The following is a 23,913-nucleotide window of genomic DNA, read 5'->3' on the forward strand; positions in this document are numbered from 1 at the left end:
AGCATTTTTATGTGAAAACATTTTTTAATATCATTAAACAAACCAATGAATTATTCAAAAGTTAATAATATAGTAGGCTGGATCTGCTTTTTAATTGCTACACTAACTTACGTTTTAACCTTAGAGCCTTCTGCCAGTTTTTGGGACTGTGGTGAATTTATCGCCTCAGCATTTAGAATGCAGGTTGTCCACCAGCCTGGCGCGCCTTTGTTCTTAATGATCCAACGTTTCTTCTCTATTTTTGCAGCTGGAGATTTAACCAAAATTGCTTACTGGATGAACGTAGGTTCGGCTGTTTCGAGCGGAGCAACCATCTTATTCCTATTTTGGACCATAACCGCATTGGCTAAAAAAACAATATTAAAAGCTGGTGAAGAATTAACTATAGGCAAGTTGATTAGTATTATGGGTGCAGGGGCTGTTGGTGCACTGGCTTATACTTTCTCTGATAGTTTTTGGTTTTCGGCGGTAGAATCTGAGGTTTATGCACAGTCATCACTGTTTACTGCCATTGTATTCTGGGCCATTCTTAAATGGGAAGCACATGCAGATGAGCCAAGGGCCGACCGTTGGTTACTGTTTATTGCCTATATTATGGGTTTATCAATTGGTATCCACTTACTAAACTTATTAACTATACCAGCCCTTGCTTTTGTTTACTATTTTAAAAGAACCGATAAAGCAACCACTTCTGGAATTATCAAAACACTTATAGTTGGTATCTTAATTTTAGCAGTAATTCAGTATGGTATTATCCAATACTTAGTTTCGTTTGGTGCTTATTTCGATCTGTTCTTTGTGAATACATTAGGTCTTGGTTTTGGAACTGGTGTTTTATTTTTCGCTATTTTATTGATCGGCGCCCTGGTTTGGGGAATCCGTTATTCGATCAAACATCAAAAGAAACTATTAAACTTAGGTTTAATTTCAACCGTTTTAATCATTTTCGGATACGCTTCTTTCTCAATGATCATCATCAGGGCAAAGGCAGATCCGAATTTAAATAACAGTGCACCTAAGGATGCTTTCTCTTTCTTAAGTTACCTAAACCGTGAGCAATATGGTGATAGACCACTGGCCTACGGACCGAACTATAACTCTGAAAGAACAGGTGTAACGGAGGGTAAAACCATCTGGAGAAAAGGTAAAGATAAATATGAAGTGGCGGGTAAAAAAACCGATTACGAATATAACAACAACACTTTACTACCTCGTATGTATAGTGATGACGCTAGACATGCCAGTTTTTATAAAGAATGGATGCACTTAGATGATAGCAAGCACCCGAACGTAGTCGATAATGTTGGGTTTTTGGCCAGCTACCAGATCGGTTACATGTATATGCGCTATTTTTTCTGGAATTTTGTTGGTCGCCAGAACGATGAGCAAGGTCAGGGCAGCGGATTTGAAGGTGAATGGATTAGTGGTATTAAGCCATTTGATAGCTGGTTACGTGGTGATCAAAGTCATTTACCACCATCAACTGTTGATAATAAAGCGTACAACCGTTTCTTCTTTTTACCATTGATTATGGGCATAATCGGTGCACTTTGGCACTTTAAACGCAACCAGAAAGATGCTGGTGTAGTGGCCTTGTTATTCTTTTTTACAGGTATTGCGATTGTATTATACTTAAATCAAAAGCCTTTAGAACCGCGCGAAAGGGATTATGCTTATGTAGGATCGTTCTATGCCTTTGCCATATGGATTGGGCTAGGGGCATTGGGGATTAAAGAGTGGCTGTTTAAAAAATTAACGCCAACGGCCGGGGCTATTGGTGCCACAGTAATTGGTTTATTGGCCGCGCCGGTAATTATGGCTGAGCAGGGATGGGATGACCATGACCGTTCTACCAAACTGGTTCCTCATGATATTGCTTTGGATTACTTACAATCCTGTGCACCAAATGCCATCTTATTTACTTATGGTGATAATGATACCTACCCGCTTTGGTATATCCAGGAGGTAGAAAATGTTCGTCCTGATGTTCGTATTGTAAACTTAAGTTTATTTGATACAGATTGGTACATTAATGGCTTAAGACAAAAACAAAATGAATCAGCTCCATTGCCAATTACCATGAAACCTGAACAGTATGTACAGGGCGAAAGGGATGTGATGCCATATGATGATTATAAAATTGCAGGTAGTGTTGAGCTTAAAAATGTAGTTGATTTATTGTTATCAAACGATGAGAGCGATAAAGTACCGATGCAAGACGGATCAAAATCTAACTTCCTGCCAACTAAAAACCTTAAAATTACGGTAGATCCTCAGCAGGTAATTAGTACAGGAACAGTGTCTGCAGCTGATGCTTCAAAAATTACCACCACAATGGATTGGAAATTTAATAAAGGTTATGTTACCAAAGGAACTTTGGCAATGTTTGATATCCTGGCACATAACAACTGGAAACGCCCAATTTATTTTGCTTCTACTGTTCCTTCTGAGCAATATAACGGCTTGGATAAATATTTATATAGCGAAGGCTTAGCTTTACGCTTAATGCCGCTTAAAGCTGATACAACTGCATCAGAAGATAGACCAGAGCAATTGAACACGCCTATATTGTACAATAATGTGATGACTAAATTTAAGTGGGGAAATATGAAAACTGCTAAATATTTAGATCCGCAATCATCAGATGATACGTTCATTTTTACGAACCTCTTCAGTAGCTTAACCAACAGCTTAATTAAAACAGGTAAAATGGATGAGGCCAAAAAAGTGGTCGATAAATATTATGCGGTAATGCCTGATAAATTCTTCGGCATCCGTACAGTTGTCGTAAAATTCTATATGGCTGAAAACTTATATAAATTAGGTGAAACCGCCAGAGCCAATGAGATTTTAGACAAATCAGGTGATTACATCAATAAGGAATTGAACTACCTGGCTGATATTTCACAATCAAAAGGTTTAACCGGATCGCAGAATATCCAAACCGGCTTATACTATCTGGACCGGATGATTAAAACGAGTAAAGCTGCGGGTCAGGATAAGTTGAGCGATAAGCTGCAGAAAATCTTCAATAACCTTGAAGGCCGCCTATCAGTGTTCTTCCCACAGCAAGGTCCGCAATAATAAACGGATCTTGAAATAGCTTACAAAGCAGCTGCATTAATTTGTAGCTGCTTTTTTATTTGCTTGCGCTCGTTTCTAACGAGCGCAGTAATAGCTTTACGATTTCATCGTAAAAGATGATATAAATTTAAATTTAGGATAAAATCGTAAATATGACCAACTATCTACATGCTCGTTGGAACAAGTGTGAGCAATTATGATTTTTCTGAATAAATAAATATTTTTATTAAATGTCAGATCAATACCAAGCAAGAGATCCGGAAGGCATCTATTTTTTAACTTTTACGATTGTTGATTGGGTAGATATATTCACCCGCTCATCTTATAAAGAAATTATTTTAGATTCATTAAAGTATTGCCAGTCTAGCAAGGGCCTTATACTGCATGCATATTGCTTAATGACTAATCATATCCACCTCATTGCATCTGTCGGAAAAAACATAAAGCTTTTTGAAATAATTAGAGATTTTAAAAAGTTTACAAATAGGGCGATTATCGAAGAGATTAATTCAGGAAATGAAAGCAGGAAAAAGTGGCTGCTGAGTAAGTTTGAATTCGCAGGAAAATACCTTAAAAGAATTGAGAATTATAAGGTTTGGCAAGATGGTTACCATGCTGTTGAATTAATCAGTCGAGATTTTACATTTCAAAAGCTAAATTACATTCATCAAAATCCAGTTAGAGCTGGAATTGTATCAGAGCCCGAACATTATATTTATAGTTCCGCGACTAATTATCATGGGCTTAGCGGACTAATAGAAATTGAATTACTAGACATTGATTAATATTTATTGAATGCTTGCGCTCGTTTCTAACGAGTGCAGCAATTGCTTTACGATTATATCGTAAAGCAAGCTAAATATACCGATAACTAACACCGTAAAATACGGTATCCTATTTACACGCTCGTTAGAAACGAGCGTGAGCACCCACAAAAAAAAATCCCGTTTAGCATAGCCAAACAGGATTCAAGTTTATTTTAGTTAATGATTATTCGTTTACTACGCCCATATCACAGAATTTCTCAATCCTTTGCTCAATCAGCTTATCGGTTTTTAATTTACCCAAAGTGGCTAAATCTTTCACGATATATTCTTTTAATGTTTTACCCATCAACTCCGGATCCTGATGTGCACCACCAAGCGGCTCAGGAATAATGCCATCGATTAGTTTGTTGCCAAACATATCATCAGAAGTCAACTTTAAGCACTCAGCAGCTTTCTCTTTAAAATCCCAGCTTCTCCATAAAATAGAGGAACAGGATTCAGGAGAAATTACCGAATACCAGGTGTGCTCTAACATATATACTTTATCACCGATACCGATACCCAAAGCACCTCCAGAAGCCCCCTCACCTACCACAATGCAGATAATCGGCACGCGTAGAACAGACATTTCCAGTAAGTTTCTGGCGATAGCTTCACCTTGTCCACGCTCTTCGGCTTCTAAACCAGGGTAAGCACCCATTGTATCGATAAAAGAGATAACAGGCTTATTAAATTTTTCGGCCAAACGCATTAAACGCAGGGCTTTGCGGTAACCTTCCGGATTGGCCATACCAAAGTTGCGAAACTGGCGCTCTTTGGTATTTTTACCTTTTTGGTGACCGATAACCATTACCGTTTGACCATTTATGGTAGCAAAACCACCAACAATTGCTTTATCATCTTTAACCGTTCTATCACCGTGCATTTCAATAAAATCATCGCAGATCATATTGATATAATCAAGGGTTTGCGGGCGATCTGGATGACGGCTCATCTGAACCTTGTTCCAACCGGTTAAATTTTTATATAAGTTATTGGTAGTTTCATCTAATTTACCATCAAGTTCGTCCAAAGTGGCAGACATATCTACCTTGGTTTTTTCGGCAACTTGCTTAACCTTTTCTATCTGCTGAACTAAATCGGCAATAGGTTTTTCAAAATCGAATGATGTTTTTATTTGCTGCATAATTGAACCACAAAAATAAGTAATTATTTTTAGTTTGTAACCAACAGTTTTTCGTTTGCGTTTTTACCGGAGTAAATCGTGTTAGCAAGGCTGCTAAAAGAGCGTTATAAATACGATTTATTTCTTTTTTTGGAAAGCAGTTTCAGTGGTTATTGGGTTGGGTTCCGTCCTGCTCTTCCTCCTCCCGATGAAAATCGGGATCGGTCCGATCAGGTTTAGATTACACCTGTTTTTGCAGCTACGCGGGGTTTCCGTGCCATTGCCTAAAAGAAGTTCGTGAAAACAAGAACCCTGACTAAAAGATTATTACCGGATAATAACCAAACGTTCCTAACGGAACGTAAACGCCAATTATACAATTGGCTACCCAGGAATCGTCCCACTGGGACGATTAATTTAACCGTTTTTACCACGGGTACCCAAAACGTCCCACGGGGACATGTCATAGGTAGCAGAAAAATACATTTCATGTTTTTCGTTCCATAGGAACGTTTCACGTTTTTCAAAAAGAAAAATATTTGACCACCATGCCGGGTTTCCGTGCACTGCCCTAACCTACCTAGCCCTGATTGAAATGAAAAGCCCTCAAACGAGGCACGAGTGAGGACTTGTAATGTAAAGCAGGATTAACGATAATCATTGTGCTGCCTCTGCGCTCCAAAAAAATAAAAAATGCAGAACACTTGAATCAAAAAAAAGAGTTCCGTGAAGACACGGACCTCGGCGAGGAGAGTTGACAAATTAATAGCAATGTGCACAGAAAGTTGTCAACTCTAAAATTTTAGAATTTAGCGGCTTCGCCCGGCTTAGGCAATGCTTTTTTAATAAACTCGCGGATATGGTTATTTGCCATTTTCAGATCATCTTTACGCAGGTACATCATATGCCCGCTACGATAACCTTCCCAGCTCATACGGTCTTGCAGTTTACCCGCAGCATCTAACTGCCACATGCTATATTTGGCATTAAAATAATCGCAGGCGCCATCATAATAACCCGATTGCACCAATAAATGTAAGTACGGGTTTTGCGCCATAGCCTGCCGGAGATTATCTCCGGTCTGATCTCCCGATTTATCCCATGGATACACAGAACCAAACATATTGTATTTCAAATCGGTTTTATAGTTTAGCTCGTTGCGGATATACATGTTGATAGCCGGTGTAAAAGAATGTAGCCAGGAGGTGAGTTCAGCATTGTAATCAGGTCCTTCGCCAGCGCTCATTTTATCTATACCCCTATAACGCGAATCTAACCGGCCAACAGTGAAACCTTTATCCCTCAATAGTTCTTTCCAAAAGAAATCGGTTGGTACATTAAGGTTATAATCTAAAATTACTTTTTCGGAAATGCCCGAGTAACGAGCCATTTTTACGGCGATTACTTTCTTTTTATCCACACTCAACATTCCTCCCTGCGAAATGGCCGGGATGAGTTCGTTAATGGTAAAACTTTCCACTTCAGGAAGCATAGCCGTTAAGTCTTTATTTTGTAAATCGGCTGTCAAAGCTTTATGGTACCATGCGGTTGCTGCAAAATACGGTAAACGCAAAGCTGCATCAACAGGACCGCTGCGCTCAATACCCAATTCGGTTGGCGAAACCAATACCACACCATTTAAATACATCCATTGACTGTTTTGCAACTCTAAAGCTAAGCCTGAAACACGTGTAGTGCCATAACTTTCGCCAATTAAAAACTTTGGCGAAGCCCATCGGTTATTACGGGTTACAAAAGTATTAATCCACTCGGCCAGGTATTTGATATCGGCACGTACCCCGAAGAATTTATTGGTTGGAATATCTTTACTCACCGCTCTGGAATAGCCCGTGTTAACCGGATCGATGTATACAATATCTGCCACATCTAAAATAGAATATGGATTTTCTTTATAACCATAAGGCTGTACAGGATAACCTTCGTCATCAATATTCAAAACCACCGGACCGGTATAGGCAATGTGCATCCACACCGAAGCAGACCCCGGACCGCCGTTAAAAGAGATTACTAAAGGTCTTCTATCCCGGTTTTGTACATCACTTCGTTCGTAATAAGTATAAAATAAACCAGCAATCGGTTTGCCATCCTCATCCCAAACCGGTAAGGTACCGGTAGTAGCTTTATACGGAACAGCTTTGCCATCAATATTTACCGAATGGTTGGTTACTACCGAGCTCTCCACTTTAATGTTCCTTTCGTTTGCCGAAGATTTAGCGTCTTCATTAACAGTAACCTGCGCAGCAGTTACATTTTCCTTTGACTGACTTTTTCTTGGTGCTTGCTGTGCATGTGCAAAAATACCCATGCTTAAAAATGTAGCGAGTATAAATCTGAATTTCATTGCGTTTGGTTTGGTTGCTAAATATCAAACTATTGTAGCGTTAATCAAAAAGCACATTATAAATGTTACCATAAAAAAGCCGATACTGCACCCGCAATACCAGCTTTTAACAAGTCTTAATGATTTTACACAAATAACCAGAGATGGATAAATGACTGAAATTAATTACTTCAATGTTGTTTTACTAAAAATATGGTATTCTCCAGGCGCTAAAGTTCGCGTATAATTGCTGGTGCTTAAATTAATACCGGCACCAACCGCATCAACCCAAGCTCCAGTCGTACCAAAATCGATATTGGCCGTTTGGCTCACTACATCAAAATTACCTACCACCACAACGGTATTAGTGCCTTCTGTTAACTTGATATATTTGATGCCGCCGGCAAGATCATACGTTGAGTTAGTTGAGTTAAAAATACTGTTATTCTTTTTCAACCTGATGAATTTGGCATAAGCATCATATAATGCCTTGCGGTTAGGGTCACCATAATAATCCCATTTAATAGGTTTTTCGCCAGTTCTCCCATTAAAATCAATATTAATATCATAACCCAGCTCCCCAAATTGCCAAATCATTTTAGGTCCGGGAATACTGAATAAAAAGGCTGCCACAAGTTCTTCTCTTTTTAACGAGGTGGCCAGGTTTCCCTTAATTACATAATTTCCAGACGCGTTGCCGTAAGTAATATTCTTAAAATTTAATCGCTCCTCATCGTGACTTTCGCCATAACCAACTAAATTTTCTGATTTAGCAAAGCCATGGTTGGCATAAAAACCCCATTGAAAATTGGAATTATCCAACCAGCCCATCGTAGCCTCATTCATGTTATAATTCATATTATTCCAAAGCATCATACCATTATCTGCCAATACCTTTTCTTCAGATTCTTCTGCAAAGTGCTCCAAAATCACATAGAAATTAGGATCCAAACTCTTCATGTAGCCATTATAATCTTTCCAAATGGCAATCCGGCTGGCATCGTACAACCTGAACTGTGCATCATCTGTTGATTGCTTTTGCGTAAAACCCTTCGAAAGATCGAAACGAAAACCATCAATTTTGTATTGCTGCATCCAAAACTTCATTACATCTTTCGAGAATTTTCTGGTGGCCGCACTTTCATGATTAAAATCGTAACCTACATTAAACGGATGTTTGGCATCTACGTTAAACCATGGGCTATTTGCTGTAGGTTTTGAGCCATCGAAATACAATTGCACCATTGGCGATTGACCGAAAGAGTGATTTAATACCATATCCATAATCACGGCAATACCACGGCCATGGCACTCATCAATAAAATTCTGTAATGCGGTTTTGGTACCGTAATATTTATCTGGCGCAAAATAAAATGATGGATTGTAACCCCAGCTTAAATTCCCTTCAAATTCATTTACAGGCATTAATTCTATTGCATTGATTCCCAAACCCGTTAAATAATCGAGTTTGGCCAAAGTTGATGCATAATTATGATCAGTGGTAAAATCACGTACCAATAATTCATAAATGACCAGGTTATCTTTTGCGGGACGGGAGAAACTTGTGTTTTTCCAGGTATAAGCCGGCTGATTGGCTTGCATTACACTTACTATCCCGGTTGTTTTACCAGTTGGGTAGGCTTTTAAATTGGCGTAAGTTGCTGCACTAATGTACTTATCGTTATCAGGATCAAGTATTTTCTCGCAATAAGGATCGGCAACTTTTAGGTTTCCATCTACATAAAACTGATAGGCATATTCTGTATTCGCATTTAAATTATTGACCTGAATCCACCAATAATTTCCATCAGGGGTATTTTTCATGGGTAAGGCAGTGGTAGACCAATCGTTAAATTCACCAATCAAGGATACTGATTTTTTTCCGGGTGCATAAAGTGTTACCATAGCTGATGTGCCGTTATTGGTAAACACCACACCATCTTTGGCACCTGCTGGCAGATCGGCTTTTTGATCAGTTTGTGTAGGTTCTAAACCACCATCTGATGCTTTTTTGCAAGCCGCACTAAATGTTGTTATGAAGAGCAATAGGTAAACAATCGTTTTGACTCTTTTTGTTTCGTGCAGACACGAACCAAGGCGGTTAAGATTTTTTTTCATTTGGTTAGAGATTTTAAAGTTTAATACAGAAGTTCTTATTCTGGTTCGTGGAGACACAAACCAGGGAGATAGATATGACTTATCCTACTCGGTCTGTGTCACCACAGACCGAAATATGAATAATGGTCTTGTGAGGACACAAACCATGAAGCAGTATTTTAGACAGACCTGTTTTCTTCTACTCCAAGTTTTGAAGCTAAAACTTCGTCTGTTTTTTTAGGTTCACGGATGAATACATAACAGATTATTGCGGCCAGGATCATCAGTCCTCCACCTAACTGTACGGCTAAAAGCCTGTCGTTATTTAATACATTACGCATTAACCAACCAAAACCCAGGGAAGCTATAATTTCTGGCAGTACAATAAAGAAGTTGAAAATTCCCATGTATATTCCTATTTTATCTTTGGGCAGTGATCCACTTAACATGGCATAGGGCATAGAAAGGATACTTGCCCAGGCAATGCCTACCCCCGTCATGCATAAGTACAGCATGTTTTTATCGTGCACCCAGGCCACACTAATTAAACCTATGGCACCACAAATTAAACAAAGGGCATGCGTGGTTTTACGGCCCAATGCATCGGCAATTTTAGGCAGCACCAGTGCAAAAAGAAAAGTAATTACGCTATAATAGGCAAGCGTTAAACTGCCAAAATCTGCGCCATGCGCGTAAACCGGATCGGCAGCATCTCTACCCCCAAAAACATTCACCGCTACAGCTGTGGTATAATAAAACCACATTAAAAACAGGCCTGGCCAGGTAAAAAACTGAACCAAAGAAACAATCTGCATCCTTTTTGGCATATTGGTTAAGGCATGAAAAATTTCTCTTGCACCTCCACCAAAACCTTTATTGCTTTCTTTTACTTTTTCTTTAAAATCTACATCCTGAGGCGGATATTCCTTAGTGGTAAGCACCGTCCATAATACAGCGGCAAAAAAGAAAAAAGCGCCGATATAGAAAGAAAATTTTACGTTTTCCGGAATATTACCCTTTTCTGCAGTATTGGTTAAATGGAATATATTGTTCATGATCCATGGTAACGCCGAAGCCACACTGCCCCCCAAACCAATCATCATACTCTGCATAATGAACCCGCGGTTCACCTGACTATCTGGTAATTTATCGGTAACAAAAGCGCGGAAAGGTTCCATTGCAATGTTTCCAAAAACATCTAAAATCCAAAGTAAACCAGCTGCCATCCACAGCACGCTGCTATGTGGCATAAAAATTAATGCAATACTGCTTACAATGGCCCCAAGCATAAAATAAGGTCTTCTTCTACCCCATTTTGGATGCCAGGTACGATCGCTCAGGTAACCTATTATGGGCTGCACCAATAAACCCGTTAAAGGGGCTGCCAAAAACAATAGTGGAACCTGATCTGGATGGGCGCCCAGATTTTCGTAAATACGCCCCATGTTGGCCCTTTGTAAATCCCAACCGAACTGAATCCCGAAAAAACCAACACTCATGTTAATGATCTGTGCAAGTGTTAATTTAGGGTTCTCGAATACTGTTTTTAAGCTCATTTTGTTTAGTTTAAGCGTTTAGTGAAGGGCGCATGGCGTTATTTTCTATTGCTTTAATAAATTCTACGATAACTAGTGTCTCATTTTTCACCACAGAGAACGTAGAGTTTTGAGACAGCGTTCACCGAGAATAAATATCCTTCGTGTTTCTCTGTGCTGTTACTTTGTGTGCTCTGTGGTTAGTTTTAGTTTTTTCCGCTAAGCGCGTAACGCAAGATGCATAGCAAAAATCTTTAAAATTCTATCACCTGTGCACTAACCGGCGCCAAGGTTACTGGAATGCTTGTTCCTGCCGGGATATCTAATTTTTTATCGGTCAACAGTTCGGTAACGGGCGATGAACTCTTAACCTTTAAAATTTCTTCCGGAATTTTGATATTGGCGGTTAAGGTTTTTGTCCGATCGAAATTGGCTACTACCAATAAACGCTGTTTGCCAGTGTAACGGATAAAAGCATACATGCGGTTATTCATATTTCCGGTAACAGGCACTTCATAAATTTTGCCGTTAATTACAGCATCACTTGCTGACGTAACTTTTAATAATTGACTGTAATACGTTCTTAAATTTTGTTGTGCAGCATTTAATTTATGGCCATCAAACAAGCCACCGTTCATCCATTTCTGGTGGTTTGGCACACCCCAATAATCGAAAATGGTAGTTCGGTTATCATCTCCACCATAACCTTCCTGCCCTTTTCCCGGTTCGCCTACTTCCTGACCAAAATAAAGCATCACAGGTCCTCCGCCCAAGGTTGCCGAAACTACCATTGCAGGCAAAGCCAGCTCGGCCTTGCCTGCAAATCCGTCAGAAGCAATACGTTCTTCATCGTGGTTTTCTAAAAAACGCAGCATGCGATGGCCAAAACCGACACTTTCTTGCTGCCAAACGAAACCGATGTCTTTTACATCTGCATTTGGTTCGTTTTTGATCAGCCTTTTCAAACCATCATATAAACCTACTTTATCGTAGAGGTAATCAAATTTGCCTTCATCCAAATATTGTTTATAAACTTTTGGGTTATAGGCTTCTCCTATAAAAATTAAATCCGGATTTAATTTTTTAACCTGCGGGATTACCCAGTTCCAAAATGCAATGGGTACCATTTCGGCCATATCACACCTGAAACCATCAACTCCTTTATCGGTCCAAAAAATTAAAATATCGCGCATTTTTAGCCAAACCGGTGGAATGGGATCAAAATATTGTTTTTCGCCATTCTGATAATCTACGCCGTAATTCAACTTAATCGTTTCGTACCAATCGTCGTATTTAGGCTGTGCTGAAAACACATTATTCCCTGTTGCTTTTGCCGGATTCTCTTCAAGCTTACCATCCTGAAGTACTGAAAGTGGTGTTTTTTGTCCGTTTGTAGGCACCACTAAAGCCTGTCCAGGGATATAATAAAAATCATTCTTAGGGCTAAACGCTACAGTTTTATCATCATTAGCACCAAAATCGATCACATTTTTTGGTTTTGCACCAGAATGATAACTTCTGGCAACATGGTTGGGCACAAAATCAATCAGCACTTTTAAGTTTTTAGCATGGGTTCTTTTCACCAGTGCTTCAAACTCTTTCATCCTGTTTTTAATGTCAACTGCCAGATCGGGATCCACGTCGTAGTAATCGCGGATGGCATAAGGCGAGCCCGCCCTGCCTTTCACTACGTCGGCATCATCAGGTTTAATTCCATAGGCAGTATAATCGGTTAAACTCGCATGGGCAAGTACACCGGTATACCAAATATAGTTTACATGGAGTTCTTTAATGCCAGCTAAGGCTTTATCGGTAATATCGTTAAACTTACCGGAACCATTTTGTTCGATGGTACCATAAGGGATATTGGTAGTATTCTTATTCCCAAATAAGCGGGGCAGTAACTGATATATAACGATCTGTTTATCGTTCATTTTTGTACGCTGTTTTTGTGCAAAGGATGATGTTGAAATAAATAAAAAGAAAATTGCAACAAAGCAAGCCACCGTTTTAAGATTGCTTCGCATTACATCTTCCATTTCATATTTTACATCTACAATCATACCAACTCGGCGTTATTTACTTCAATTTCGGCATTTCCAGCCAACTTGAAGAACTGATTTCTGATGCCGATTTCTAAATCAACACCTGCATTATTTTTGATATTGATGCTGTTTTCGGTAATATTTACTTTTAAAGTAGCGCCCCTGAAACCGATGGTAAATGAAAAAGATTTCCACTTGCCCGGCAAGAAAGGATTAAAATGCAATTTGCCATCTCGTACGCGCATCCCTGCAAAACCTTCTACCACACTCATCCAGGTTCCTGCCATAGAAGTAATATGTAAACCGTCTTCGGTATCGTTGTTATAATCATCCAGATCTAAACGCGCAGTACGTAAGTAGAATTCGTAGGCACGTGCTTCATCATTTAATTTGGCAGCTAAAATACTGTGTACGCAAGGCGACAATGAACTTTCATGTACAGTACGCGGCTCATAAAAATCGAAGTTGCGTTTTAATGTATCCAGGTCGTAATCTTCTTCAAAGAAATATAAGCCCTGTAAAACATCGGCCTGTTTAATAAAGCATGACCGTAAAATCCTGTCCCAGCTCCATTTTTGATTAATCGGACGATCGCTGGCCGGAAGGTCTTTTACCAAAATTTGCTCTTTATCTAAATATCCATCCTGTTGTAAGAAAATCCCCAATTTTTCATCTTTTGGATAATACATCTTTTCGATAATATCAGCCCAATCGGTAAATTCTTTTTGATCGAAGTTTAAACTTTTTAACAGGCTGTTGTATTTTTCAGGTTGTTGTGTTTTTACAATTTCGGCAGCTTCTGTTGCATATTTCATGCACCATGTAGCCAAAATATTGGTATACCAATTATTATTTACATTGTTTTCGTACTCATTTGGTCCGGTTACGCCAAGCATTACATACTGTTGTTTATCGTTGCTCCAGTTAACACGTTGTTTCCAGAAACGGGCGATACCGATCAACACTTCTAAACCATAATCTGAAAGATAACTTTCATCACCAGTATAACGGATGTAATTGAAAATGGCAAAAGCGATGGCTCCATTACGATGGATTTCCTCAAAAGTAATTTCCCACTCGTTATGACATTCTTCACCATTCATGGTTACCATTGGATACAATGCTGCACCAGCTGCAAAACCTAATTTTTCGGCATTTTCTATGGCTTTTCCCAATTGTTTATGGCGATAAACCAACAGGTTTTTACTAACATCCTGTGGAGCAGTTGCCAGGTAAAAAGGCACACAATAGGCTTCGGTATCCCAATAAGTAGAGCCACCATATTTTTCTCCTGTAAAACCTTTCGGACCGATATTTAAGCGATCATCTTTACCGGTATAGGTTTGGAAAAGCTGAAAAATATTAAAACGGATAGCCTGTTGTGCCGAAACATCACCTTCGATAATGATATCACTTTCTTCCCATTTCGCTGCCCAGGCTTCGCTTTGTTCTTTTAATAAAGTATCAAAACCCTTAGCAGATGCTTTGGTTATTACCGACTTTGTTTCTTTTAAAAGTGATTCTTTAGGATAATTTTCTGAAGATAAATTGGCCGCGATTTTCACCAAAGTAATCTCTTGGTTTACTTTAACATCCACAGAAAAAGTTTGTCCGACAAATTTCTCCTTACGTATGGCTTCCGGATTAAAATCTAATTTTCCCTCATTTTTATAGAGTTCAATGCTGCTTCCGGTACAAACTTCAAATTCGGTTTTCTTTGTTCTTAATTTGATATAAGCCTCTGTTCCTGAAATTTCATCAGCAACTTTATCCCAGAATTTTTCATCATAGTTGCTATCCTGATTTTTAACATCCCCATCAATAAAAGGCATTAATGTTAATTTGCCCTCAAAATTTAACGGGGTAATGCTATAACGGATGGCACCAACTTCATCATCAGCAATGCTGCAAAAACGGGTTGATTTAACTTTTAAGGTTTTACCACTTTTTAATTTGGCGCTGAAGGTACGTTCCAGGTATCCGGCATGCATGTTCAACACCCGTTTAAAATCGCTTACCTCAGCTGTTGCCAGATCAAGGATTTCATCATCGATTTTTACTTCGACACCTACCCAATTTGCGGCATTTAGTACTTTGGCAAAATATTCTGGATAGCCATTTTTCCACCATCCCACCCGGGTTTTATCTGGATAATACACTCCTGCAACATAATTCCCCAGCAGGGTTTCTCCGCTATAAGTTTCTTCAAAATTAGCGCGCTGGCCCATACGTCCATTACCCAAACTGAAAATGCTTTCCGAAATTTTATTTAGATGTGGATCAAAGCCTTCTTCGATAATATTCCACTCATCCGCTTTAATGTAGTTTTTCATAGCTAGTATTGAGAAGTGAGATTTGAGATATGAGACATATTGCCCTAAACCCTAAACCCTACACCATAAATCTATAAATTCTCTAAATCTTTAATTGTTAATTTGTCTAATCCGCTTACTACCAGATCAGCCTGGCTAAGCACACTTTTTTCGCCGATACCGATGGCTTTCATGCCACCTCTTTTTGCTGCTTCTACCCCTGCAACAGCATCTTCAAAAACCACACATTCATCGGGTTTAAAACCTAAAAGTTCGGCTCCTTTTAAAAATACTTCCGGATCAGGTTTTGATTTGGTGACCATATTACCATCAACAATTTCATCGAAGAAATGAGCAAGGTTTGTTTTTTCTAAAATAATTCCCGAGTTTTTACTTGCTGAACCCAATGCCAGTTTATAACCTGCTTTGTGAATCTCGGTCAAGAAATCAACTGTTCCGGGCAAAACTTCTGCAGGTGTCATTTTGGTAATCATACCTACATACCAACTGTTTTTCAAAGTAGCCAATTCTTCTTTTTCTGCATCAGTCTTTTCTACATCACCCCAGGCCAAAATCTTATTCAAACTTTCTACCCTACTCACGCCTTTTAACTGTTCGTTCTGCTCTTCTGTAAAATCGAAGCCCATGGTATTGGCCAAACGTTTCCAGGCTTTATAATGGTAAACCGCAGTATCTACCAGTACGCCGTCCAAATCAAATAAACAAGCTTTGATTTGAGATTTGAGATCTGAGATTTGAGATTTGAGATTTTCTTGCATCTTTGTTATATTTTTTTGTATCAGGTAATCAGTATCAAGTATCAAGATGTAAATCCTATATCTTAAACCCTCAACCTAATACCTTTTTCTATCTTAGCTCAAGCACCAATGTGGTCTTAGCGGGTACTTTAATATTTTTGAATTCGATGTTTTCCCCAGTGATTACGTTTTTAGCGGAAGTAATTCCTGTTGTTCTTTCGGCAAAACGATCAGTATTCAGTGTTTTTTCTTTTTCTGTATTGTTTACAATAACCATTACAGTGCCTTTTGGTTCTGCATTGTAGCGGAAATAAACATAAATATCATCTTGGGGAACAAACTGCATTAATTTGCCTGTTTGTAGAGCCGGACTATTTTTGCGGAAATTGGCCAGCGTTTTAACAAAGTTGAAGGCCTCATTTTCTTTCTTGGTACGTCCATCAGCAACGAATTTATCTTTTTTGTCGCCCTCCCAGCCTCCAGGAAAATCAGAACGGATCAGCCCATCCGGATTGGAGAAGTTTTTCATCAGGATTTCCGTTCCATAATATAGCTGCGGAATGCCGCGCATGGTTAACAGGATACTCATGCCCATTTTATATTTATCGAAATCTTCGCCAACCATTGAGTAGAAGCGGCTCATATCGTGATTATCTAAAAAGATGCAGTTGGTATTGGGGTTTTTATAAAGAAAATCGTGCGCTAAAGTGGCATATAAACGGTTAATTCCGTCTACCCAACCATTTTTACCATTTATCCCTTCATAAATTGCATCTTTTAAAGTAGCATCAGTAATGCCTTGTAAATGGGTATCAAAACCACGATTAACGGTGTTACCACCTGTAAAAAAAGCCTGGTTCGCTACTGCAGTTACCAATGTTTCGCCAAAAACAGATAAGTGCGGAAATTCTGCCTGAACTTTTAAAGCCCAATCGGCCATATAAACCGGATCGTTATATCCGTAAGTATCCAAACGTAAACCGTCAATTCCAGCATATTCGATCCACCAGATGTGGTTTTGGGTGAGGTAATTTTGCACATAAGGATTACGTTGATTTAAATCGGGCATTGTAGGAACAAACCAACCATCCAGCATTTGTTTACGATCTGCAGCTGAAGCATGTATATCCATCAAGGTCTGATCGCGATAACTGGTCTGGGTGTATGTTGGCCATTGGTTTAACCAGTTTTTCATGGGTAAATCTTTATAAAACCAGTGGTGGGTGCCAATGTGGTTATGTACAATGTCTTTAATCACTTTTAATCCTTTGGCATGGGCAATCTCTACATACTTTTTGTAAAGTTCGTTTGTACCGTAGCGGGGATCTATTTTATAATGATCGGTTACTGCGTAGCCGTGATACGAAGCCTGAGGCATATCATTTTCTACTTCTGGTGTCATCCAAACTGTGGTTACGCCCAAATCTTTCAGGTAATCGAGGTGGTTAATTACCCCCTGGATATCGCCACCGTGGCGGTAATACATGCTGTCGCGGTTTAATGCGGTTTCAGTTAAACCCTGAACAACATCGTTGCTTTTATCACCGTTCGAAAAACGATCGGGCATCAGCAGATAAATAAAATCTTTGTTGGTTACCCCTTGAATTCTGCCGGCACTTTTATCGCGGTTTTTTAATTCGTAGGTGTAAGTAAATATCTTTTTTCCGTTAACGGCAAAATTAATCGGGAATTTCCCAGCTTTGGCCGTCGGAGCAATGGTTAAATCGAGAAATAAATAATTCGGGTTTTCAACTTTGTTAACCTTAACCAGTTTAACTCCCGGATAAGTTAAGGTTACAGTTGTATTGGCAATCTGATCGCCATGTACCAATAATTGCAGTTTAGGGTTGTGCATATCGGTAAACCAAAACATCGGTTCGATACGCTCGAGTGTTTGGGCGAAAAGGCTATTAAAAGAAAGGATAAACAAAAGCGCAACGGTACTGCTTATCTTTTTAAAAAAAGTATTAGTATGAGCGTTAAATAGCAACTGATTTTTTTTAAGGGTATGAAGTCTGATCATGCTAAAACTTAAAATGCCCTACAGCAATAAATGCTGCAGGGCGGTATGTATAAACAATTAGTTTTTAACCATGGTGGCTTTTTTTGCGGCCACATCTAAAGTGATAGTGTAGTTTCCGGCAGTGGTAACGGCAATATTATCACCTCCATTTGTAAGGGTACCTAAGCTACCGCCAAGGTTTGTAGCCCAATCATGCGCAAACCTAAATTTGAAAGCGCCGGTAGTTAAAGTGGTTTTAATGGTATAAAAATTAGCTTTACCATCATTGGTTACCTTCATATCGGTATCATTGCCCCATCCACCTACGGTAGCGTCGCCAATAATCGACCATTCTTTAGGAACGCCAATGGTATAAGTACCTGCGTTCAGATCAACAGTTACCTGTTTCACTACCGCATCAGGCGATTTAAGGTTATCGCCTGCACCAGTGCTGATCTTACCACTTCCAGCATCGCCATAAGCTACATCCCATTTTTTTGCCGGGGTAATTTTAAATTCGAGGTTACCGGGTGTGAACGCGATCATTCCCGTATAAATACCATTGCTTGAAACAGAGATCAAACTATCTGCAGTAGATGGATTCCAACCCTGATATGCTCCAGGAACATATACCCATGCCGAGGCAAGATAAGGTGTAGCGGTTAAGGTAATTACGTTTGAATAAGTTAGATCGTTTACTGCAGCACCCGATTTTAGCCTCACCTCAATCTGTGCCGCAGTTCCTACCTTTCCTCCCAGTGCCAAAATCATATTGTTTACTTCAGTAATGGTTGGTGCATAGGTCTTGGCAGTCACGGCCACTTCTCTTACCGGAGAAAAATTAGTGCCCTTTAAACCAAATTGTAAGCTGGTGTTTACCGGCACTATGTATCCGGTTGAAGTAGCAATTGGGTAACTTAAGGTAAATGCTGCCTGTGAGGCATTGGATTGTACCAAATTAAGTGTGGTTGCTGATGTTGTTAATGTTCCTGCGGGGCTAATATTTGAAACGGTTTGGGTTTCGTCTTTTTTACAAGACCATAGCGAAACCGCCATAAGACCAACTGCCAGGGTTTTGAGAAATATCGATTTCATCTCTTTTAAGATTAAATATTAATAACCAGTATTTTGAACCAAATTTGGGTTTGCAATCAGATCTGCTAAAGGAAGCGGATATAAATTACGGTAAGCAGGCAAAGAAGCACCAGCTTGTACACCACCTTTGAAAGGCCACAAATAAGTTGAGCCTGTAAATTTACCATAGCGAATCAAATCTGTTCGGCGGTGACCTTCCCAGTATAATTCGCGGGCGCGCTCATCAAGATAAAAATCAACCGTTAACGCCGCTGCCGACACGTTTCCAGTGGCATTGCCATAGGCGCGTTGACGTACTATGTTTACATAAGTTAATGCTTGTGCAGCACTACCACCAGAACCACCACGGGCTACAGCTTCGCCGTAAATCAAATATTGTTCAGCCAAACGGAACAGGGGAAAATCAACCGAGCTAAAAGTTCCATTAAGCGAACGGCCCATGGCACCTGTAGATGTTATGTTTTTAAATTTAGTTACACGCAAACCATCTTTAAATACGCCTACCTCGTCAACTGTAGCTTTATCCCCTACAAATACGCCCCTTGTATCTAATTTCCCTAAAGTATCGGGAAATAAAGCAGGCAGGTTTTGGCGTGTTCTGTTTCCAGACCAGCCCCCATTTGGAACGCCATAATCTGCTGGGCTCCTTTTCATGTATTTATCGGTAAAACCTACTGCTGCATTAATCAAAAATGTTGTACCACCATAGTTGGTTCCGTTGATACCATCATAGTTAATGGTTAAAATATTTTCGGTATTGTTAAGATCATTATCAGCTTTGAACAGATCCATATAATTTGCCTTTAAGCTGTAACCTGCATTGATTACCTTACTCGAGTAGGTAATGGCTTCGGTATATTTAGCTGTTCCGGTGTACACCTGGGCGTTTAGGTATAACCTGGCCAGTAAAGCCCAATCAGCCCCCTTATCGGCACGCCCATACTCATTGGTGCGCGCATCGGCCAAATCGCCTTCAATGGCTTTTAATTCCGATTCTACATAGGTAAACAAAGCAGCCCGTTGGATCTGTTTCGGATTTACCTTACCAATGGCATCATCCTCTGTAATAAACGGCGGATTTCCGAAAGCATCCATCAGTACCCAATACTGATAGGCACGTAAGAAACGGGCCTCGGCACGGTAGCGGTTAATTGCAGTGACATCGGCCCCGGTGATATTTCTGCTGGCTAATTTCTCAGGAGTACTTTCACGGAGAAACTCATTGCAGAAGGTAATCTGTAGAATGCTTCTGGAATACAAACCACGCAAAAACTGGTTATCAGGGGTCGGGGTACCGTAATCCAGTTCAGGAATACCCACATCGCCCCAGGCGCAGATGGCCTCATCGGTTACCAACTCCTGTGATGACCAGAATAACCTTAAAAAATCAGCAAAACCTGCATTTAAACCGCCCACATCGCTGTTATCCGATCCCGATGGACTGGTAAGTGCATATGTTGCATATAGCTTAACTAAGCTGTTTTTGTAACCTGCCGGCGTTGCATAAACATTCTCGGCGGTTACATCATTGGTTGGTGTCAGGTTTAAATCTTCTTTTTTACAAGCATTTAAACTGATTGCCAGGAAACCCAATGCTAATATTGTTTTAAATGAATTTTTCATTTCTCTATTTCTTTATTCAGTATTAGAATCCAACATTTAAGCCTAAAGTATAGGTACGTGGACGAGGGTAAAGGTTATAATCGATACCCGAAACCAATTCCGGATCTATACCCTTATATTTGGAAACCACGAACACGTTTTGGCAGTTTGCGGATATGCGCATGTTTGCGCTCCCGGTTTTCGACAGCTTACCAACATTATAAGATAAACCCAGGTTATCCATTTTCAGGAAAGAAGCATTTTTGATAAAATAATCGCTCAGGTATTGTACACCAGAACTTCCTGAGAAATTGGTTACATATAAATCTGAAGTAGAATTATTAAGAATTCCCTGGGTACTTAATACATTGTTCCTGATACCAAAGTTTGACGAAATATTGTCGTAAACGTAGTTACCGATATTGGCTCTTAATACTGTACTTGCCGTCCATTTTTTATAGGTAAACGAGGTGTTGAAACCTAAGATTACTTTAGGATCAGGTGATTTATAGAAATACTGGTCTGCTGCCGAAATGCTACCATCGCCGTTCAGATCCTGATAAACACCTTCAAGTGGTTTGCCATCGGCATTGTATACCTGTTTATACACATAGAATGAACCCGGTAACTGATTAACCGCATTATATTTTAGGTGGATACCAGTACCCCCGGTAATGTCGCCAGCATCAATTTTGAAACCTGAATTTGGATTTAAGGTTAGGTTGGTAACCTCTCTTTTATTGTACGCGGCATTGATGCCCAGTTCCCAACTGGTATTCTCTGTTTTAATGGCTACATAATTTAAGCTTACCTCAGCACCCCTTACATCCATATTTCCCACATTGGTTGTTAATACGTTGGTAAAATTAGTCCCTACCGGAATGGTTACAGTGCTTAACAAATCCTTGGTTTTTTTATAGTAAACATCAATGCTTCCATATAATCTACCTTTTAGGAAACCATAATCTAAACCAGCATTATAAGTGGTTGTGGTTTCCCATCTCAAGTCAGGATCATAACCTGCCGGACTATAATAGTTGTAGAAATTATTTCCTACCTGATACTGGCCATTGTTCGTACTGGCGTAGTATTTGGATAGGTAATCGTAATTGCCGATACCATCTTTATTACCCGTTTCGCCATAGCTTAAACGCAGTTTCAGATCTGATAGGGTTTCGCTGTTTTTCAAAAAATTCTCGCCGATAATTCTCCAGGTAAAACCTACTGATGGAAAATAACCCCAGCGGTTGTTCTGGGCAAATTTAGAGGAAGCATCAGCCCTCATGGTACCCGATAAAATGTATTTATCGTTTAAAGTATAATTGAAACGGCCATAGTAAGAAAGCAATTTGTTCTGCTCAATTGAAAAAGGGAAAACAGGTGTGGTTAACAGTTCTCCGGTACCTTTATAGGTGGCGAAGTTATAATTGGTGACTGCATCGTCGTAATAACCGTAACCAGCTGTTACATCAAATTTACTTTTGATGCTTTCTACCGTTTTGGCATAACTTAAATAGGCTTCAGAAAATTTGTTCATCTCGGTATTTAACCGGTTTGAATATGATCCGCTGGTTGATGCGCTCTGTGCAGCATAGATAGGTACAATGGTACGTCCACGACCTTTGGAATAATCATAACCCACATTTACCACGGCATGTAATTCAGGTAAAAAATGGAAAGAATAGTCCAATTTTAAGTTACCAAAACTTCTCGCAGCATTTCCACTATTATCCTGTTGCCTGATTAAGGCTACCGGATTGCGCGGTGCATTAGGATTAGGCACACCGTTAGAACTTAACCATTCGAAATAACCGCCATAGTTATTGCTGGCATAAACGGGTTGTGTAGGATCGAACTGAATAGCTGCACCAATGGCACCATCATTTGGATATTGCGACTGGCTTAAAGAACCTTTTAAGTTCAGTTCGGCTTTCAGGTGATCAGTAAAGAATCGGGGCGCAACAGATATGGCACCTGTAGCCCTTTTTAGTTTACTGGTAATCACCACTCCGTCCTGATCAAGGTACCCTGCCGATACACGGTACGGAACACCTTTTAGAGACCCTGCAATACTTAAATTGTTATCTGTAGAGAATGCGTTCTGGTAAATTTCATTCTGCCAATCGGTATTTGCCGTACCCAACAATGCTTTTTGGGCTGCACTACCATTTGCATTTACAAAGGCACGCACCTGATCGGCTGTAAGCACATTTACTTTTTTAGCAACGCTGGCAATGGAGTTATTGGTGCTGAAATTGATCACAGGTTCGCCGGATGTCCCTTTTTTCGTCGTGATCAGGATTACCCCATTAGATGCCCTTGAACCATAAATGGCCGTAGCATTTGCATCTTTTAACACGGTAAAAGTTTCGATATCGTTAGGGTTAATCAATGAAAGCGGACTAGGTGCATTACCGATACTGTTACCACTAAATGGCACACCATCAACCACGATCAAAGGATCATTACTGGCATTAAGCGAGGCACCTCCACGGATGCGAATGGTACTACCGCCACCTGGTGCTCCACCACCCGAAACGATGTTTACACCAGCTACCTTACCCTGGATTAATTGCTCAGGCGTAGTAATGGTACCTTTTTGGAAATCCTTGGCATTGACCGTAGTGATTGAACCAGTCAGGTTTTTCTTTTCGGCAGTACCATAACCGATTACCACAACTTCGTTAAGTTTCTGTGCATCGGGCACCAACTGAAAATTAACAGTTGCATTTGCTGAAATGCTTACGGCTTTATCAAGGGTTTGATAGCCGATAAAACTTGCAGATAACGTTATCGAACCATTCGATAATCCTACCAGTTTAAAATTACCATCGGCATCGGTCGAGGTACTTCTTGTTGTTCCTTTAACAATTACAGAAGCACCAGGTAATGGTAGGCCGGTTTCATCAAGCACCTTACCAGATACCGATCCGGTTTGTGCTTTTACCATTAATGCTGAAAAAACCAACAGCACCAAAAGCCCCTGTTTTAACAGGTAAAATACTCTCATATTTGAAGCTCGTTTAAGTATAAAAATTTGGTTAAATATTATAGTGATTTACACATAGGCCTAATTTACAGCTGTTCATGAGATTTCAAAATTTATTTAA

At 39.7% G+C, this 23,913-nt stretch carries 13 protein-coding genes; 2 read left to right on the top strand and 11 right to left on the bottom strand.

What is annotated here, in order from left to right:
- Positions 1 to 45: 45 nt before the first annotated feature.
- Entirely contained in the window at positions 46 to 3,084 is a 3,039-nt protein-coding gene (locus OQX63_RS16335) for a DUF2723 domain-containing protein (RefSeq protein WP_265851888.1), read from the top strand.
- Between the two features lie 230 nt (positions 3,085 to 3,314).
- Positions 3,315 to 3,869 (top strand): REP-associated tyrosine transposase, encoded by a 555-nt coding sequence (locus OQX63_RS16340; RefSeq protein WP_265851889.1) that lies wholly within the window; start codon positions 3,315 to 3,317, stop codon positions 3,867 to 3,869.
- Between the two features lie 205 nt (positions 3,870 to 4,074).
- Here the strand turns inward: OQX63_RS16340 and OQX63_RS16345 are convergent, their stop codons facing one another.
- From OQX63_RS16345 to OQX63_RS16395, 11 genes are all read right to left on the bottom strand, one after another.
- Complete coding sequence (locus OQX63_RS16345) at positions 4,075 to 5,037, bottom strand: acetyl-CoA carboxylase carboxyltransferase subunit alpha (protein ID WP_265851890.1); 963 nt, start codon at positions 5,035 to 5,037, stop codon at positions 4,075 to 4,077.
- A 781-nt stretch (positions 5,038 to 5,818) separates the two neighbouring features.
- Complete coding sequence (locus tag OQX63_RS16350; protein WP_265851891.1) at positions 5,819 to 7,378, bottom strand: S10 family peptidase; 1,560 nt, start codon at positions 7,376 to 7,378, stop codon at positions 5,819 to 5,821.
- Between the two features lie 165 nt (positions 7,379 to 7,543).
- Entirely contained in the window at positions 7,544 to 9,475 is a 1,932-nt protein-coding gene (locus OQX63_RS16355; RefSeq protein WP_265851892.1) for an alpha-amylase family glycosyl hydrolase, read from the bottom strand.
- Between the two features lie 158 nt (positions 9,476 to 9,633).
- The gene (locus tag OQX63_RS16360) at positions 9,634 to 11,010 is read right to left on the bottom strand and encodes an MFS transporter (RefSeq protein ID WP_265851893.1); all 1,377 of its coding nucleotides are present in this window, start codon (positions 11,008 to 11,010) and stop codon (positions 9,634 to 9,636) included.
- Positions 11,011 to 11,243: 233 nt separating this feature from the next.
- On the bottom strand, positions 11,244 to 13,052 hold the full coding sequence (locus OQX63_RS16365) for an alpha-amylase family protein (protein ID WP_265851894.1): 1,809 nt from the start codon (positions 13,050 to 13,052) through the stop codon (positions 11,244 to 11,246).
- Positions 13,049 to 15,367, bottom strand: a complete 2,319-nt coding sequence (locus tag OQX63_RS16370) for a glycoside hydrolase family 65 protein (protein WP_265851895.1) — start codon at positions 15,365 to 15,367, stop codon at positions 13,049 to 13,051. Before OQX63_RS16370 ends, OQX63_RS16365 begins: the two co-directional genes overlap by 4 nt.
- Before the next feature lie 71 nt (positions 15,368 to 15,438).
- Positions 15,439 to 16,125: a beta-phosphoglucomutase gene (gene pgmB, locus OQX63_RS16375; protein ID WP_265851896.1), complete on the bottom strand. Its 687-nt coding sequence runs from the start codon at positions 16,123 to 16,125 to the stop codon at positions 15,439 to 15,441.
- 88 nt (positions 16,126 to 16,213) lie between these two features.
- Positions 16,214 to 18,127: a glycoside hydrolase family 13 protein gene (locus tag OQX63_RS16380; protein ID WP_265851897.1), complete on the bottom strand. Its 1,914-nt coding sequence runs from the start codon at positions 18,125 to 18,127 to the stop codon at positions 16,214 to 16,216.
- Positions 18,128 to 18,184: 57 nt separating this feature from the next.
- Positions 18,185 to 19,201, bottom strand: a complete 1,017-nt coding sequence (locus OQX63_RS16385; RefSeq protein WP_265851898.1) for a SusE domain-containing protein — start codon at positions 19,199 to 19,201, stop codon at positions 18,185 to 18,187.
- 18 nt (positions 19,202 to 19,219) lie between these two features.
- Entirely contained in the window at positions 19,220 to 20,824 is a 1,605-nt protein-coding gene (locus tag OQX63_RS16390; protein ID WP_265851899.1) for a RagB/SusD family nutrient uptake outer membrane protein, read from the bottom strand.
- Positions 20,825 to 20,846: 22 nt separating this feature from the next.
- The gene (locus OQX63_RS16395) at positions 20,847 to 23,813 is read right to left on the bottom strand and encodes a SusC/RagA family TonB-linked outer membrane protein (RefSeq protein WP_265851900.1); all 2,967 of its coding nucleotides are present in this window, start codon (positions 23,811 to 23,813) and stop codon (positions 20,847 to 20,849) included.
- Between the last annotated feature and the right edge of the window lie 100 nt (positions 23,814 to 23,913).

It is taken from the genome of Pedobacter sp. PF22-3, assembly GCF_026239555.1.
Classification (GTDB): Bacteria; Bacteroidota; Bacteroidia; order Sphingobacteriales; family Sphingobacteriaceae; genus Pedobacter.